This window comes from Streptomyces corchorusii (genome assembly GCF_001514055.1).
Taxonomy (GTDB): Bacteria; Actinomycetota; Actinomycetes; order Streptomycetales; family Streptomycetaceae; genus Streptomyces; species Streptomyces olivaceoviridis.
On the sequence record NZ_KQ948354.1, the window covers coordinates 316655 to 332752 of the forward strand.

General features: G+C 75.4%; 10 protein-coding genes. All 10 read right to left on the bottom strand.

The annotated features are described in order from the left end of the window. Positions 1-51: 51 nt before the first annotated feature. On the bottom strand, positions 52-1755 hold the full coding sequence (locus tag AQJ11_RS11460; protein ID WP_059262952.1) for a phytoene desaturase family protein: 1704 nt from the start codon (positions 1753-1755) through the stop codon (positions 52-54). Then, positions 1755-2483, bottom strand: a complete 729-nt coding sequence (gene fabG, locus AQJ11_RS11465; protein ID WP_059262953.1) for a 3-oxoacyl-ACP reductase FabG — start codon at positions 2481-2483, stop codon at positions 1755-1757. Before fabG ends, AQJ11_RS11460 begins: the two co-directional genes overlap by 1 nt. Continuing rightward, the gene (locus AQJ11_RS11470) at positions 2480-3607 is read right to left on the bottom strand and encodes a beta-ketoacyl synthase N-terminal-like domain-containing protein (protein WP_059262954.1); all 1128 of its coding nucleotides are present in this window, start codon (positions 3605-3607) and stop codon (positions 2480-2482) included. The genes fabG and AQJ11_RS11470 overlap by 4 nt, the downstream gene beginning before the upstream one ends. Continuing rightward, the gene (locus AQJ11_RS11475) at positions 3604-4860 is read right to left on the bottom strand and encodes a beta-ketoacyl-[acyl-carrier-protein] synthase family protein (protein WP_059262955.1); all 1257 of its coding nucleotides are present in this window, start codon (positions 4858-4860) and stop codon (positions 3604-3606) included. Before AQJ11_RS11475 ends, AQJ11_RS11470 begins: the two co-directional genes overlap by 4 nt. A gap of 5 nt (positions 4861-4865) precedes the next feature. Then, the gene (locus AQJ11_RS11480; RefSeq protein WP_041665449.1) at positions 4866-5117 is read right to left on the bottom strand and encodes an acyl carrier protein; all 252 of its coding nucleotides are present in this window, start codon (positions 5115-5117) and stop codon (positions 4866-4868) included. A 174-nt stretch (positions 5118-5291) separates the two neighbouring features. Next, positions 5292-6158 (bottom strand): ABC transporter permease, encoded by an 867-nt coding sequence (locus AQJ11_RS11485; protein WP_059262956.1) that lies wholly within the window; start codon positions 6156-6158, stop codon positions 5292-5294. Continuing rightward, positions 6155-7579 (bottom strand): ATP-binding cassette domain-containing protein, encoded by a 1425-nt coding sequence (locus tag AQJ11_RS11490; RefSeq protein WP_059262957.1) that lies wholly within the window; start codon positions 7577-7579, stop codon positions 6155-6157. Before AQJ11_RS11490 ends, AQJ11_RS11485 begins: the two co-directional genes overlap by 4 nt. Positions 7580-7581: 2 nt before the next feature. Beyond that, a complete protein-coding gene (locus AQJ11_RS11495) occupies positions 7582-7788 on the bottom strand; it encodes an MbtH family protein (protein ID WP_014674493.1) in 207 nt (68 codons plus the stop codon). 57 nt (positions 7789-7845) lie between these two features. After that, complete coding sequence (locus AQJ11_RS11500; protein WP_059262958.1) at positions 7846-15288, bottom strand: non-ribosomal peptide synthetase; 7443 nt, start codon at positions 15286-15288, stop codon at positions 7846-7848. Next, positions 15285-16098 (bottom strand): phosphopantetheine-binding protein (locus tag AQJ11_RS11505; RefSeq protein WP_159061647.1); only part of this gene is annotated, 814 nt, incomplete at its 5' end. The genes AQJ11_RS11505 and AQJ11_RS11500, both read right to left, overlap by 4 nt.

The following is a 16098-nucleotide window of genomic DNA, read 5'->3' on the forward strand; positions in this document are numbered from 1 at the left end:
AACACTGCTCCAGGGGATTCGTTGGGCGAAGGGGGCGGGCCGGCGGGCCGGTCAGCCGATGCGGGCCAGCCCCTTGGCGTGCCGGCGGGCGCGTCCGCGCGACACCTGCAACGGGTCCCAGCCGGGCGCGCGCCGGGGCAGCCGGGCGGGGTCGCCGAGCACCGTGCCGGACATCACCTCGGGCAGCAGGGGGCGCCCCAGGATGTGGGAGACCGCGGCCATGCCGCCGGCGGCGACCCCGGCCATCCCGCTGCCGTGCCGGGTGTTCTGCCCGACCACGTACAGCCCCTCGACGTCGGTGCGCACATCGGGCCGCTGACCGCGCGCGCCCCAGCCGGCCATGCCGTACGGGGTGCCGCCGCTGGCGCGGATGTAGCGCTCGTGGGTGAGCGGGGTGGCGGCCTCCACATGGGTGATCCGGTCCCGGAACGGGCCGAGGACCCGCTCGGCGGTGTCCAGGACCAGCTCGGTGACCTCCCGCTTGCGGGCCAGGTACGCGGGCCGGCGGCGGTACGGCTCGCCCGTGAGCGGGCCGCCGTCCGCGCCCCAGAAGGCGGGTCCGGGCGGGAGGATCGTCAGCAGCTGGAAGTTGCTGTGGCCCGGCGGGCACACGGCCGGGGACCCGGCGTCCTTCACGGAGGCGAAGGAGAAGGCGAGCTGGGGGATCCGGTCCAGGGTGCCGGTGCGGGCCCAGCGGTCCAGCATCCCGGCCTGCGCGCCCTCCATGTCGTCGCTGTCGTGCCACCAGATGTTGGCGTTGGGCAGGCCGGGCAGCTCGGTGTCCAGGGCGACGTACACCGCGACCACCGCGTCCCGCATCCGGGCCGCGCGGGTGCGGGCGACCAGGTCGGCGGGGAAGGTCTCCTCGCCGCCGCACAGCTCCAGCACGGTACGGCGGTAGTCGGCGTTGGAGACGACCAGCGGGGCGGAGACCCGGGTGCCGTCGGCGAGTTCGACGCCGGTGGCGCGGCCCCGCTCGACCAGGATGCGGCGCACCTCGCAACGGGTGCGCAGCTCGCCGCCGTACGCCTCCAGGGCCTCCACGAACGCGGCGACCAGGGTCTGGCCGCCGCCCTCCGGGAAGTAGGCGCCGCGCAGGTAGTGGTCCATCATCGTGACGTGCTCGGCGAAGCCGACGTCGGCGGGCAGGGCGCCGTAGTTGCCGGCCTGCGCGGCGAGCAGGGTGCGGCCCTTGGCGGACAGCCCGCAGTGGTCCAGGGCCTGGCCGAGGGTGCGCCGGTTCCAGCGCATGGTCTCCGGCGACCGGCGGAACAGCTCCACCATCGGGGTGCCGAGCAGGCTGGCCCGGCCGGCCCCGGCGACGGCCGTGGCGAGGTCGACGAAGCGGTCCACGGCGTCGGCCTCGGCGGGCAGGGCCGCCTTGATCCGGTCGCGGTAGCGGTCCCAGCCGGCCGGTACGTCGACCTGCGCGGTGGGTGTGATGATGCGGTCGAAGCCGCCGTCGTTGTCCATCGGCCGGAACCGCACCCGGTCGGCGACGCCCAGCCCGGACAGGACGGCGGGCAGCATCCCGTCCGGGCCGCAGTCGCCGAGGTAGTGGGTGCCGACGTCGAACTCGTACTTGCGCCGGCGCCGGAAGACATGGGCGTTGCCGCCGGCCACGTCGTGCTGTTCCAGGACGAGGACCCGGCGGCCGTCGGCGGCGAGATAGCCGGCCGTCACCAGGCCGCCGACGCCGCTGCCGACCACGATCGCGTCGTACCGCTCCCCCGCACCCTGCATCTGGTCCCCCATCAGAAGACGCCGCCCCCGTGGATCTCCACGACCGCTCCGGTGATGTACGCGGCCTGGTCGGACACCAGGAACGCCACCAGGTCGGCCACTTCCCCGGCGCGGCCGAGCCGGCCCAGCGGCACGCCCTTGAGCTGGCGTTCCAGGGCCGCGGCCGGCATGCCGCCGACCATGTCGGTCTCGATCAGCCCGGGTGCGACGACGTTGGCGCGCACGCCCCGCGGGCCCAGCTCCTTGGCGAGGGACTTGGTGAAGCCGATGATCCCGGCCTTGGAGGCGGCGTAGTTGGCCTGGCCGGTGTTGCCGTAGAGGCCCGCCACGGAGGACAGGTTGACGATGACGCCGGTGCGGCGCTTGCTCATGGAGAACGCGGCGGCCCGGCACACGTGGTAGACCCCGTCCAGGTTGGTGCGCAGCACCCCGTCCCAGTCGTCCTGGCCCATCAGCACCAGCGGCCGGTCGCGGGTGACGCCCGCCGAGGTGACCACCGCGTCGACGGGGCCGAGTTCGCGTTCGGTGCGCGCGTACCACTCGCGCACGTCCTCGGGGTCGGCGACGTCGCAGCGGACGGCGAGCACCCGGGTGCCGTGCTCGGCGGCCTCCTTGGCGAGTTCCTCGGCGGCGTCCTGGTTCGAGCGGTAGCAGAACGACACGTCGAAGCCGTCCCGCGCGAGCCGTCGGACCACGGCCCGGCCGATGCCCCGGGAACCGCCGCTGACCAGCGCGATCACGCGTCCTCCCCGAGCAGTCGCAGTACGGCGGCGGCGACGGCGCCGTCCCGGTCCACGGCGGTCACCAGCGCGGCCCGGCCCCGGGAGTCCGGGTCGGCCGCGGCGACGGAGAGCACCGCGGCGATCTGGAAGGACGCGGCGGCGGCACTGGTGTCGCCGAGCAGTTCCATCGACGGCACCCGGCGCAGCGCCTCTGCCGGCACCAGCGCGGCGAGCGCCTCGTACTCGGCGCGGCCCGCGTCGCTCGGCGCCGCGCTGGGTACGGCCGCCCAGACGTCGTCGGCGCTGACCCCGGCCCGCTCCAGGGCGCGGCGGGCGCAGGCGTCGGCCGTCGCGAACGGGTCGTCGTCGATGTCGACGCGGGTCTCGATGCTCAGCACGGCGGCCAACGGCGGGCGTTCGGCCGTCCCGGCGGGCTCCAGCAGGAACAGTCCGCAGCCCTCGCCGAGCAGCGGCGCGGGCTCGCCCGGCTGCGCGGCGGTGGCCTCGTACCAGGCGTGCGCGGCGGAGAACTCCTCCGCCGAACCGGCCACGTACTTGGTCGCCCGGCCCTGCCCCAGCAGCCGGCGGGCGTAGTTCAGGGCGAGCAGCCCGGCGGCCCGGCCGCCGGCGACCGTGGTGTTGGGGCCCTTCAGGCCGTGCCGGATGGCGGTGGCGCCGGCGGCGTGGTTGAGGCTGCCGAACGGGATGCGGCCGGCGTCGACGTAGAAGGGGCGCTCGTTGGTGTAGGACTGGCGCAGGAAGTCGGTGACGTTCTCCAGGCTGCCCATGGTGATGCCGAGGACGACGCCGGTCAGGTCGTCGGTGGTGACGGCCGGTTCGCCGTCGGCGTCCCGCAGCAGCCCGTCGGAGGCGACCAGGGTGAGCGCGGTGAGCCGGTCCATCTTCGCGGTGCCCCGCTTGCCGAGCAGCTCCTGGATGTCGAAGCCGGGCACGACGCACACCTCCGGCGACGGCAGGGTGCCGTAAGCGGCGTCCGCCATCACGGCCGTCTTCGCGCCGGCGCGCACGCCGGCGGTGAACGCCTCGCGTCCGATGCCGTACGGCGACACCGCCGACCAGCCGGTGATGACGGGCGTGTCCGGGGGCAGCGCGGCCCGCGGGACGGCAGTTGCGTTGCTCATGCTCGGACCTTCTCCCCGTAGGTGCCCAGGATCAGCACGGCGTTGTTGCCGGCGAAGGCGCTGGAGTTGTTCTGCACGATCCGGACGTCCGCCGTGACGGCCTCGTTGGGTACGACGTCGAGCGGGCACTCCGGGTCGGTCTCGCGGTGGTTGATGGTGGGCGGGATGAACCCGTGCTCGATGGCGAGACCGCAGGCGATGGCGCCGAGCGCGCTGGCCGCGCCCATCGAGTGGCCCAGCATCGACTTCACGGCGACCGTGCGCGGCGGCGCGTCCCCGTACACGTCCAGGATGGCGGCCGTCTCGGTGCTGTCGTTGGCCTTGGTGCCGGTGCCGTGCGCGGAGATGAAGTCGACCTCCTGCCGCTTGACGCCGGCGTCGTCCAGGGCGAGCCGGATGCCCCGGGCGATGCCGTCCCGGTTGGGGGCGGTGGGGTGGGCGGCGTCGCAGCTCAGGCCGTAGCCGAGGACCTCGGCGTAGATGCGCGCGCCGCGGGCCAGGGCCGACTCCAGGCTCTCCAGGACGAGGATGCCGGCGCCCTCGCCGGTCAGGATGCCGCCCCGGTCCTTGTCGAAGGGGCGCACCACGTCCGGGCTGAGCGCGCCGAACCGCTTGAACAGGGCGAACGCCTTGCGGCAGACGGCGTCGGCGCCGCCGCACAGCGCCAGGTCGACCTCGCCGGAGCGGATGGCGTCCAGGCCGTAGCCGATCGAGTAGTTGCCGGCCGCGCAGGCCGTGGTGACGGTGGTCGCCTCCACGTTCGGCATGCGCAGTTCGCGGGCGATGGCGGTGGAGAGCCGGCCGGCGTAGACCCGGCGGGCGAGCACCGGGTCCATCGCCTCGGGGTCCCCGGCGGCCAGCTCCTGCTCCAGCAGGACGGCGATGTCGTGGGACTCGCCGTCGGTGGTGCCGACGGTGATGACGGCGGGCCGGTCGGCGAGGTCGGTCTCGGTCAGCCCGGCGTCCTCGACGGCCATGCGGGCCGCGGCGACGGCGAACTGGCCGGCGCGGCCCACGTGGCCGGACGGCAGGTTGCGGATCCAGCGCTCCGGCTCGAAGTCGGGGACCTCGCAGGCGGTGTTCTGCCCGAAGCCCTCGGTGTCGAAGCGGGTGATCGGCCGGGCGCCGGAGCGGCCGGCCCGCAGGCCCGCGGTGTACTCCTCGACCCCGGTGCCGATGCTGGAGATCACCCCGAAGCCGGTGACGACGACCCGTCGCTGCCCGGCCCGGTCGGTGGGTGCCGTGGTGGTCATGGGCGTCACCAGCCGGCGGCCGTGGCGGCCACCTGGTAGGTGGCCTCCACGTTGACCATCTTCGGCAGCTCGTTCATGTCGATGACGATGGAGTACTCCATTTCCAGCGCGCTGAGGACATCGATCAGCTTCAGGGAGTCCGCGCCCAGTTCGTCGATGAAGAGCGCCGTGTCGGAAAGGCGCTCCAGGTCCACGTCGATGTTCTCGGCGATGATTTCCCGGATACGGGTGAGGCGCTCGGGAGCGGCCGTCGTCATGGCTCGTTCCTCCGTTTTCGGATGGCCGGTGGGTGATTCGCGGAAGACCTGCGAGGAGAATTCGCGAAAAGAGCGGGAAAGCTGCGGGAAATGGGCAGCGAGGGGGCTCGGCAAAAACCTAGACAGCTGCGATGACTGCCCAGTGACCGTCAACTGACGGACCGCTGACGGCGGTCAGTGGCCGCCCGCCCGGCGGAACCCGCGGACGCCGCCCCACACCGCGGCGAGCAGCAGCGCCGTGAGCGTCACGGCGGTCACCAGGCCCGGGTGGTGGGCGGGGAAGCCGCCGGTGGCCGCCACGCCCGGGTCGTTGCCCCACAGCCGCCGGCAGGTCGTGACGACCGACGTGACGGGGTTCCACTCGGCGACCGGGCGCAGCCAGCCGGGCAGGCCGCTGACGGGGACGTAGGCGTTGGACAGGAAGCTGAGGATGACCAGCACCAGCGCGCCGGTGCCGTCGATGGCCTCGATGTTGCGCTGGGTGGTGCCGAGCAGGATGCCGACCCAGGTCATCACGTAGACGAAGGCGAGCAGCACCCCGAAGCCGGCGGCGGTGCGCAGCACGCCCTCGTGCGGGCGCCAGCCCACGCCCAGGCCGACGAGGCTGACCGCGGTGAGGCTGACCGCGCCGACGGCCAGGTCGGACAGGGTGCGTCCGAGCAGCACGGAGGACGGGGAGATCGGCAGCGAGCGGAACCGGTCGACCAGTCCGTGCCGCAGGTCCAGGGCGACGCCGATGGCGGTGGGGCCCACGCCGGTCAGGCCGACCTGGATGGCGATGCCGGCCATGATGAAGTCCTCGTAGGCCACGCCGCCCGGGATGTGCATGGAGCTGCGGAAGAGGTAGCCGACGGCGATCAGCATGACCAGCGGGTTCATGGTGACCAGCACCAGCCGGCCCGGTGAGCGGCGCAGATGGGTCAGATGGCGGCCGGCCAGGGCGAACGTGTCACCGAGGTGACCGCGCACGGGCCCGCCCGGACCGGGACGGGCGGCGGCGGGCCGGGACGGGGTGGTCGGAGCGGTGGCCGTGGCCGTCACTGGGACTCCTCTTTCGTGACCGTCAGGGGCCGCGGGTCCGCGACCACCGGGGGCTCCGCTTCCGCGACCGGCACGGGGGCTTCCGCCACGGCCGCCACGGGTTCTCCTCCCACGGCCGGCGCGAGGGGCTCTTCCGCAGCCGTCGGGGACTCCCCTTGCACGGCCCGCACGGGCCGCTCCTCCACGACCGGCACCGGCTCCGCCGTCGCGGCCGTCGCGGGCTCTTCTTCCACCGCCGCCAAGGGGGCGTTCTTCGCGGGGGCGCTCGTCGTGGACGTCAGTGGACGCCTCTCCGCAGCCGCCGCCGGCCGCTTCGCCGGCACCGGCTCCGCCCCCACGGACGTCACGGGCCCCTCCTCCGCGGCCGGCACGGGGGCGTCCGTCGTCTCCGGCACCGGCCCTTCGCTCGTCGCCCGCACGGGCCGCTGCTCCGCGGCCGGCACCGGCTTCGCGGGGTCTTGCGGGGTCTGTTCGGCGCCCGTGCCCGTGAGGTCGAAGAAGACGTCGTCGAGCGTGGGCTTGCGCAGGTCGATGTCGACGGTGGGTACGCCCTTGTCGCGCAGGGCCTGCGCGGCGCGGGCCAGGTCGTCCAGGCCGTCCGGGCCGAGCTGGACGGACACCCGGCGGGCGGCCTCGTCGGTGACGGGGGCCGGACCGCCGAGCACGGCCAGCGCGGCGACCGCGTCGGCGAGGTCCTCGGGGCCGGCCACGGTCACCTCCAGCCGGTCGCTGCCGACCTGCCGCTTGAGGGAGTCCGGGGTGCCCTCGGCGATGACCCGGCCGGCGTCGATGACGGCGATGCGGTCGGCGAGCTGGTCGGCCTCCTCCAGGTACTGGGTGGTGAGCAGGATGGTCACGCCACCGGCGGCCAGGTCCCGCACCACGTCCCACAGCACATTGCGGCTGGCCGGGTCCAGACCGGTGGTGGGCTCGTCCAGGAACAGCACCTCGGGGTCGCCGATGACACACGTGGCGAGGTCGAGCCGGCGGCGCATCCCGCCGGAGTAGGTGCCCGCGGGCCGGTCGGCGGCCTCGGTCAGCTCGAACCGGTCCAGCAGCTCGGCGGCCCGGCGGGCGGCCCCGCGCCGGCCGAACCGCAGCAGCCGGGCCAGCAGGACCAGGTTCTCGCGCCCGGTGAGGAGTTCGTCCACGGCGGCGTACTGCCCGGCCAGGCCGATGCGCCGGCGCACCTCCCGGCCCTCGCGGACCACGTCGTACCCGGCGACGGCGGCCCGGCCGCCGGTCGGCCGCACCAGGGTGGCGAGGATGCGCACGGTGGTGGTCTTGCCGGCGCCGTTGGGGCCGAGGACCCCGAGGACGGTGCCGGCCGGCACCGCCAGGTCGATGCCGTGCAGCGCGGTGTGGGAGCGGTAGCTCTTGCCCAGCCCCTCGGCGAGGATCGCCGTGTCGGACGCGGCCACGGTCAGCCCGCCTGCCGCTGGAGGCTCAGCGGGCGCAGGTCGGTCCAGTTGCTCTCCACGTAGGCGACGGCGGAGGCGCGGTCGGTGGCGTCGAGGGCCACGCGCCAGCCGTCGGGCACGGCGGCGAAGGACGGCCACAGGGAGTGCTGCCCCTCGTCGTTGACGAGGACGAGGAAGGTGCCGTCTTCGTTGTCGAAGGGATTGGCCATGGCGGGTCTCCAGATCTCGGACGGTGGTGGACGGTCGGTGGGTGGTACGGCGTCGGGTCAGCGGGCGGCGGCGACGGCGCCCAGCCGGCGCTCCACGGCGGCGCCGATCAGCGCCGCCGGGGCGGGCCGCAGCATCTGCTGGTGGCCGCAGGGCACGTCGTGCGTCTCGACGGGGCGGCCCAGGTACGGCTCCCAGCTCTTGGTCTTCAGCGCGCGCTCCTCCGCGGAGAGCCCGTCGGCGGCCCGGAACAGCGTCATCGGGCAGCCGTCGAAGCGGGTCGGGGTGTGCCGTTGGACCAGGTCGAGGTGGTTGCGCATGACCGCGAGCAGCCGTTCCAGGGTGGTCTGGCCGAGCCCGGCGAGCGGGCCGCCGGTGCGGGCCAGGTGGGCGGCGACGGCGGCCGGGTCGAGCCGGTCCAGGCCCGTGCCGTCGACGCCGGCCTCGGCGAGGAAGTCGGCGAGGAACTCCGCGTCGGTGGGGTGGACGCCGCGCCCGTCGTCGGGGTAGGCGTCCAGGTTGGCGAGGTGGGCGACCTCCTCGCCGGACGCGTGCAGCAGGGCCGCGATCTCGTGGGCGACGATGCCGCCGTAGGACCAGCCGAGCAGGTGGTACGGGCCGTGCGGCTGTACGGCCCTGATCCGCGCCAGGTAGTCGGCCGCGACCTCGCCGATGCTGCCGGGCAGCGGGCCGCCGTCGCCGAGACCGCGGGCCTGGAGGGCGTGCACGGGCCGCTCGGGGTGGAGGTGCTCGGCGAGCGCGGCGAACGGGATGCCGAAGCCGAGCCCGCCGTGCACGCAGAACAGCGGCGGCAGGGTGCCGGCGGAGCGGATGGGCAGCACGGGCCCGAGCAGGTCGACGGCACCCTGGCCGGCGGGTGGGCCGGCGGTCTCCGGGGCGCGGTGCCGGCCGGCGGTCCCGTCCCCGGTCACGACGCTCGCCGCCAGCGCCTCCAGCGTGCGGTGTTCGAAGACGGACGCCAGCGTGACGCGCAGGCCGGCCGCGGTGGCCGTGTTGACCAGGCGGATGGCCTTCAGACTGTCGCCGCCGAGCGCGAAGAACGAGTCGTCGGGGCCGGCCGGCACGCCGAGCACCTCCGTGACGGCCGCGCACAGCCGCCGCTCGGCGTCGGTGCGGGGCGGACGCACGGCACCGGAGCCGGCGGGACGGGCCGGGGCGGGCGGCAGGGCGGCGACGTCGAGCTTGCCGTTGACGGTCGTCGGCAGCTCCGGCAGCGGCACATAGGCGCCCGGCACCATGTAGTCGGGCAGCGCGCGGGCCAGGTGCCGGCGCAGCTCGTCCGGCTCGGGCGCGGGCCCGCCGGCGGCGGGGACGACGTAGGCGACCAGCTGCCGGCGCCCCAGGGGGTCGGCGGGGGCGAGGACGGCGGCCCGGGCGACGGCCGGGTGCGCCGTCAACCGGCGTTCGATCTCGCCGGGTTCGATGCGGTAGCCGCGGATCTTGACCTGGTGGTCGGCGCGGCCCACGTAGTCGATCCGGCCGCGGGCGTCCCAGCGCACCAGGTCGCCGGTGCGGTACATGCGCGCGCCGGGCTCGCCGTACGGGCAGGCCACGAACCGTCCGGCGGTCAGCGCGGGGCGGCCCAGATAGCCGCGGGCCAGCCCGGGGCCGGTCAGGTACAGCTCGCCGACCACCCCCCGCGGCACCGGTCGCAGTGCCTCGTCCAGGACGTAGGCGCCGGTGTCCCCGACCGGCAGGCCGATGGGCACGCCGGCCGGGGCGTCGACCGCGTCCGCGGTGTCCTGGAGGGTGGCGAACGTGGTGGTCTCGGTGGGGCCGTACACGTTGTACACCGCCGTGTCCGGCAGCGCGGCCCGCAGCCGGTCCAGGTGGTCGCGGGAGTGGGCCTCACCGCCGGTGAGCAGGGCGCGCAGCGGAGCGAGGGCGCGCGGCCGGGTGTCGGCGACGGCGTTGACGAACTGGGTGGTGAGGAAGGCGACGGTCACCCCGGCCTGCCGCAGGAACGTGCCGAGCGCCTCGGGGTCGGCGGGTCCCGGGGGGCAGATGGCGAGCCGGGCGCCGTGCACGAGCGGGGCCCAGATCTCGAACGTGGAGGCGTCGAAGGCGACCGGCGCGAAGTACGGGAACGTGTCGTCGGCGGTGAACCGCAGCTCGGGCAGCCCGTGCACCAGGCGCGCGGCGGCCCGGTGGGAGACGGCCACGCCCTTGGGACGGCCGGTGGAGCCCGAGGTGTAGATGACGTACAGCAGGTCGTCGGGGTGCGGCGCGGGCACGTCCGGCCCGTCGCCGGGCAGCCCGGCGAGGGCCTCCCGGGTGCCGGGCGCGTCCAGGACGACGACTTCGACACCGGAACCGGCGCCCCGCGCATACTCCTCGGCGACGGGCTCCCCGGCGGCGGCCCGTGTGCAGTGGGCGGTCAGGGACTCCTCGGTGAGCAGGAGGCGGGCCCCGGCGTCGGTGAGCGTGTCCCGTATGCGGTCGGCCGGGTAGGCGGGGTCGAGCGGCAGGTAGGCGGCGCCGGAGCGAGCGATGCCGAGCAGCGCGGTCACCGTGGCCGGGCCGCGTTCCAGGCACAGCGCGACCAGGTCGCCGCGGCCGATGCCCCGGGCGGTCAGCAGCCGTGCCAGACGGCCGGCGGCGTCCCACAGCTCGCCGTAGCCGGTGTGGACGATCCGGCCGGCCGGATCCCGGTGGACGAGGGCGACCGCGTCCGGGGTCGCGGCGGCCCGCCGGGCGACCAGTTCGGTGAGGGTGGCCGCGGGCGTGCCGGTGCGGCGCGTGCCGTGGGCCAGCAGCGCGGCGCGTTCCTCGGCGCCGAGGAGGTCCAGCCGGGACACCGGGCGGTCCGGGTCGGCCAGCGCGGCACCGAGCAGCCGTACGCAGGCGTCGGCGATGGTCCGGGCGGTGCCGGGTCCGAACAGGTCGGCGCTGTACTCCAGGGCCAGCTCGATGCCGGGCCCGACCTCGGTGAACTGGAAGAACAGGTCCCACTTGGCGGTGGCCGACGGCACCTCCTCGGGCCGTACCGCGAGCCCGGCCGACCCGGCGGGTCCGGTGACCGTCTCCGGTTGCCGGAAGGCCTGCTGCTGGAAGGCGAACATCACCTGGAACAGCGGGTGCCGGGCCGCCGACCGCTCGGGCCTGAGGACCTCCACCAGCTTCTCGAACGGCACGTCCTGGTGCCGGAAGGCCGCCAGGTCCCACGCGCGCACCCGGTCGACGAGCGCGCGCAGGCCGGGGTCGCCGCCGGTGTCGGTACGCAGCACCAGGGTGTTGACGAACATGCCGACCACGTCGTCGAGGCGTTCGTCGGCGCGGCCCGCCACGGGGGTGCCGAGCGGGATGTCGGTGCCCGCGCCGAGCCGGGTGAGCAGGGCGGCGAGGGCCGCCTGAAGCACCATGAACGGGCTGGCGTTCCACTCGGCCGCCCGCTCCCGCAGCCGGGCGGCGAGCCCCTCCGGCAGGGCGGCGCGCTCGGTGCCGCCCCGGTGGCCGGCGCGGGCGCCGCGCGGGAAGTCGCGGGGCAGCGGCAGTTCCTCGGGCAGACCGGCCAGGGCCGTCGTCCAGTAGGAGAGCTGGCGGGCGAGTTCGCTGTCCGGCCGGTCCGCGTCGCCGAGCAGGTCGCGCTGCCACAGCGTGAAGTCGGTGTACGTCACCGGCAGCGGCGGCAGTTCGGGCGCGTGCCCGGCGCCGCGTGCCGCGTAGGCGGCGGTCAGGTCCCGTAGCAGCGGGGTGAGGGACCAGCGGTCGCCGGCGATGTGGTGCAGGACGAGCAGCAGGACGTGCTCGTCGGGGCCGAGCGCGAACAGCCGGGCGCGCAGCGGGACCTCGGTCTCCAGGTCGAAGCCGCGGGCGGCCTCCGCGGCCAGCGCGGCGGGCAGCCCGGCCTCGTCGACGGTGCTCGTGGGCAGCGGCACGGAGGCGTCGGCCGGCGCGAGCACCCGCTGTTCGGCCGGGCCGACGCCGTCCGCCGGACCGGTGCCGGGGACGGGGGGGTGCTCGGCACCGGGGTCGGTGGCGGCACCGGTGGCGGTGCGCGCCGGGAACACGGTCCGCAGCGCCTCGTGACGGGCGACGAGGTCGCGCAGCGCCGCGTGGAGCGCGGGGACGTCGAGCGGGCCGGTGAGCCGGACCGCGAGCGGGATGGCGTAGAGCCCGCCGGGCGCGCCGAGCCGCTCGATGAACCACAGCCGCTGCTGGGCGTGGGACAGGGGGACGACCGCCGGGCGCGGCCGGGGGGTCAGCGCGGGCCGGCCGGGGGTGGCGCGGGTCAGCCGGGCGGCGAGCGCGGCGGGGCTCGGGGCCTCGAACAGGTCCCGGAGTTCCAGTCGCGCGTCGAGTTCGGCGCGGACCCGGTTGACGATGCGGGTGGCGAGCAGCGAGTGGCCGCCGAGGGCGAAGAAGTCGTCGTCCGCGCCGACGCGTTCGAGCCCGAGGACCGCGGCGAAGACCGTGCAGAGGACGGCCTCCTCGCGGGTGCGCGGGGCGCGGTCGGAAGTGGTGTAGGCGGGCGCGGGCAGGGCCCGCCGGTCGAGCTTGCCGTTCGCGGTCAGCGGCAGCGCGGGCAGCCGTACGACGGCCGCGGGCACCATGTGGTCGGGCAGCCGCTCGGCGGCGAACGCCCGCAGCTCGGCGGTCAGTTCGCGGTCCGAGGGGCCGCCGTCCGGGTCGTGCGGGACGGCGTAGGCGACCAGGCGCGGGTCGCCGGGCCGGTCCTCGCGGGCCACGACGGCCACCTCGGCCAGCCGGGGGTGCCGGCCCAGCACGGTGGCGATCTCGCCGAGTTCGATGCGGAACCCGCGCAGCTGCACCTGTTCGTCGGCGCGGCCCAGGTATTCGAGGGTGCCGTCGGACCGCCAGCGGCCGAGGTCGCCGGTGCGGTACATGCGCGCGCCGGGCTCGCCGTACGGGCAGGCCACGAACCGTCCGGCGGTCAGCGCGGGGCGGCCCAGATAGCCGCGAGCCAGCCCGGGCCCGGCCACGTACAGCTCGCCGGGCACACCGGCCGGCACCGGCCGCAGCGCGCTGTCCAGGACGTACACCCGCAGGTCCGGGATGCCGCGCCCGATGACGCTGCCCCGGCCGGCCGCCGCGAGGTCCCGGTCCAGCTCCTGGTACGACACGTGCACGGTGGTCTCGGTGATGCCGTACATGTTGACCAGGCGCGGGCCGTCCGGGTGCCGGGCGTACCAGTCGGCGAGCCGGCCGAGGTCGAGCGCCTCGCCGCCGAACACCACGTGGCGCAGGGCGAGTGCGCGCGGCCGGTCGGCGTCGGCGCGCATCAGCTGGTAGAAGGCCGACGGCGTCTGGTTGAGGACGGTGACCCGCTCGGCCGCGAGGAGGTCCAGGAAGGCGTCGGGCGAGCGGGCCACGTCGTGCGGTACGACGACCAGGCGCCCGCCGTACAGCAGCGCGCCCCACAGCTCCCAGACGGTGAAGTCGAAGGCGATGGAGTGGAAGAGGGTCCACACGTCGTCCGGGCCGAAGCCGAACCAGCCGTCGGTGGCGTCCAGCAGCCGGATCACGTTCCGGTGGGGTACGACCACGCCCTTGGGCCGGCCGGTGGAGCCGGAGGTGTAGATGACGTAGGCGGGGTGGTCCGCGGTGAGGGCGGCGGGCTCGGGCGCGGTGACCGGGTGGGCGGCGGCCTCGGCGCCGACGGCGTCCGTGTCGAGGTCGACGCGGACCGGGCCGGGCACGTCCGCCGGGCCGGGCAGCGCGGTCCCGGTCGTGGTCAGCAGCAGCGCGGGGCGGGCGTCCCGCAGGGTGTGGGCGACGCGCTCGGCCGGGTGCGTGGGTTCGAGCGGCAGGTAGGCGGCGCCCGCCTTGAGCACCGCGAGCACGGCGACGATCAGCTCGGCCCCGCGCGGCAGGGCCACGGCGACGAAGTCCTCCGGACCGGCCCCGCGCGCCGCGATCAGGTGGGCCAGCCGGTTCGACCGCTCGTCCAGTTCGCGGTAGGTGAGCCGCACACCGGTGTGATCGGTGACGGCCACGGCGTCGGGGGTACGGGCGGCCTGGGCGGCGAACCGGGCGGGAAGGGTCGCCCCGGGGTTGCCGCCCCCGACGGCCTCCTCGGCCTCGACGGCACCGTCGGCAGGCGGGCCGGAGGCCGGGGTGTCGGTGGCCGTTGGCCCGGCGGGGGCCGGTGTGGTGCTCCACTCCGTGAGGATGCGGTGGTGTTCCGCCGGGTCCAGGGCGCCGAGGTGGGCGAGGGGGGCGTCCGGGGTGGTGGCCACCTCGGCGAGGGTGCGGACCAGCCGGTCCAGCAGCCGCCGCGCGGCCTCGGCGCCCTCCCCCAGCGCCGACGCCCGGTACGACAGCCGCAGCCCGAGGCTCTCGCCGGGCAGCACGGTCAGGTGGAGGGGGTAGTGCGTGGCCGCGTGCACCCGCGCGGCCACGACCGTACCGCCGGTGTCGCGGTGCAGTTCCTCCTCGTCCAGCGGATAGTTCTGGAAGGCGAGGACGGTGTCGAAGAGTTCGCCCTGGATGCCGCAGGCGGCCTGCACCTCGGCCAGCGGCAGGTGCTCGTGCGGCATCATCGCGATCTGCTGGCGGGCCAGGTCCCGGAAGAGTTCACCGGCCGTCCGCCCGGGCCGTACGTCGGCCCGCACGGGCAGGGTGTTGGCGAACAGCCCGATCATCGACTCGACGTCCGGCACCTCGGCGGGCCGCCCGGAGGTGACGGCGCCGAAGACGACGTCGTCGCGTCCGGTGAGCCGGCCGAGCAGCAGCGCCCAGCAGCCCTGCACCACGGAGTTGAGGGTGAGTCCCTGTGCCCGGCTCCACGCCAGCAGCGCGCCGGTGTGCTCGCGTGGCAGGACGGCCTCGGCCTCGACGGGCGGCTCCCCGGCGCCGGTGGCGTCGGGGGCCACCCGGACGGGACCGTCGAGCCCGCGCAGCAGGTCGGCCCAGGCGCCGCGCGCCGCGTTCTTGTCGCGGGTGCCGAGCCAGGCGAGGTAGGAGCCGAACGGCGCGGGCGCCGGCGGTTCCCCGGTACGGCCGGCGAGCAGGGTGAGTTCGCGTACCGCCAGGGGCAGTGACCAGCCGTCGACCAGGATGTGGTGCACCGACCACACCAGCCGGTGGCTGCGCTCGCCGAGCCGGATGAGGCTGAACCGCATGAGCGGCGGGCGGGCCGGGTCGATCCGGCGCCCGCGGTCCTCCCGCGCCAGCCGGTCCGCGGCGGCGGCCCGCTCCCCGGCGGGCAGCCGGGTGAGGTCGTGCACGGCCCACTCGGGCGTCACGTCGTCCTCGCGGAGCACGATCTGCACCGGCTCGCCGTTCTTGCGGTGCCGGAAGCAGGCCCGCAGGTTCGGGTGCCGGCGCAGCAGCGCGGCCGAGGCGTCCCGCAGCCTGCGTTCCAGGTCGGTGCCGTCGCCCTCGATGTCCGCGGTGAACTGGAGGACGTAGTGGTCGGTCGCCGCGCGGTCGTACGAGGACAGGAAGAGCAGCCCCTGTTGCAGCGGCGAGAGCGGAAGCACTGCGCTGATCTTCGACCCGGTGCTGGATTCGGTCACGTCAGGTCCTCACTCAACTCAAGTTCGAGGTCGGCGAGTTCTTCGGCGGACAGAGTGATGAGCGCGTCGGCGGGCTCCGGCGCGGCGGCTTCTTCGGCGGGCGTCTCGGTGGCGGTCCGGGCGAGGTCGGCGACCGTGCGCCGTTCGAAGACGTCGCGGGTGGTCAGGGCGAGCCCGGCGGCACGGGCCCGGCTGACCAGCTGGATGGAGCGGATGCTGTCACCGCCGAGCACGAAGAAGTCCTCGTCCACACCGACCTCGGTGACCCCGAGGACATCGGCGAAGATCTCGCTCAGCACGCGTTCGCGATCGTTGCCCGCCGCCCGCTTGGCCTCCTGTCCGGCCAGGGCCGGCCGGGGCAGCGCCTTGCGGTCCAGCTTGCCGTTGGCCGTCAGCGGCAGCGCCTCCAGCACCAGCCAGGACGCCGGAATCATGTACGACGGGAGCAGCCGGACGAGTTCCGAGCGCACCTGGCCGGCATCGACGCCCGGTCCGGTGAGGTAGCCGACGAGGCGGGGGTTGCCGGAGGCGTCGGGCAGCACGGCCACCGCCGCGTCCGTCACACCCTTCAGGGAACGGATGACCGACTCGATCTCCCCCGTCTCCACCCGGCGGCCCCGGATCTTGACCTGGTGGTCACGCCGCTCGATGAACTCCAGCCGACCGTCCGCCCGCTGCACCACCCGGTCCCCGGTGCGGTACATCCGCGCACCCACGGGACCGAACGGATCCGCCACGAACGTGCTCGCCGTACGCGCCGGATCGTCCAGGTACCCCCGGCCGACACCCGCCCCACCGACGTACAGCTCT

Bases quoted from the DNA above. Each gene is read 5' to 3' on its own strand.
- AQJ11_RS11460 (WP_059262952.1), bottom strand. From the start codon at position 1,755: ATGGGGGACCAGATGCAGGGTGCGGGGGAGCGGTACGACGCGATCGTG.
- AQJ11_RS11470 (WP_059262954.1), bottom strand. From the start codon at position 3,607: ATGAGCAACGCAACTGCCGTCCCGCGGGCCGCGCTGCCCCCGGACACG.
- AQJ11_RS11475 (WP_059262955.1), bottom strand. From the start codon at position 4,860: ATGACCACCACGGCACCCACCGACCGGGCCGGGCAGCGACGGGTCGTC.
- AQJ11_RS11480 (WP_041665449.1), bottom strand. From the start codon at position 5,117: ATGACGACGGCCGCTCCCGAGCGCCTCACCCGTATCCGGGAAATCATC.
- AQJ11_RS11495 (WP_014674493.1), bottom strand. From the start codon at position 7,788: ATGGCCAATCCCTTCGACAACGAAGACGGCACCTTCCTCGTCCTCGTC.